The sequence below is a fragment of the Erythrobacter sp. genome, assembly GCF_038133525.1.
GTDB lineage: Bacteria > Pseudomonadota > Alphaproteobacteria > Sphingomonadales > Sphingomonadaceae > Qipengyuania.
Genome location: NZ_JAYPTL010000151.1, coordinates 1,435 through 1,959, shown reverse-complemented (window position 1 = coordinate 1,959; position 525 = coordinate 1,435). Strand labels below are relative to the sequence as shown.

Genomic DNA, 525 nt, shown 5'->3' with positions numbered 1-525 from the left:
AAGCCGGACTTTTCCGTTGCTGTTTGCGCCTGATTCATGAGTATTTCATAGACTCCTTTGGCTGCATGCCCAGTGAACATGACGCCCATGGAACATGCGAAAACGGCCCGCACATGCCAGTCGTCCGCCAGGCGCGGACGACGTGCAGAGGTACAGGCGATGTGCGGCAGTTGGGATGAAGACCGGGCCTCAAGCCCTCATTCCTTCATCAGCCCCATTGGGGCCGTCAGGTTCGATGATCCGATGGGTTACGCCGTCACGCAGCATCACACCATCGTATGCATCGGCCCATTCAGGCCTTGCCAGGCGCCGGGCCGTAGCCGAGCGCGGATCAGGATCGAAGCGTAAAAACACCAGTGCCGGTGCGCTCCACTCTCCCCGTCTTCGCAATCTGGCTGGCGGCACACGGTAGCGCCGTAGCCAGGCCATGGCGGGGCTCGCCATAGCATTTGCATCATAGCCCGGACGCGCGATCACCGCAATCGGCATCATTCGGGCAATATTGCGCCAGTCGCGCCAGAGGTG

General features: G+C 61.0%; 1 pseudogene. It reads right to left on the bottom strand.

The features are described from left to right. Positions 1-189: 189 nt before the first annotated feature. Positions 190-525 (bottom strand): annotated as a pseudogene (locus tag AAFM29_RS17375) (nicotinic acid mononucleotide adenylyltransferase); the annotation flags it as partial.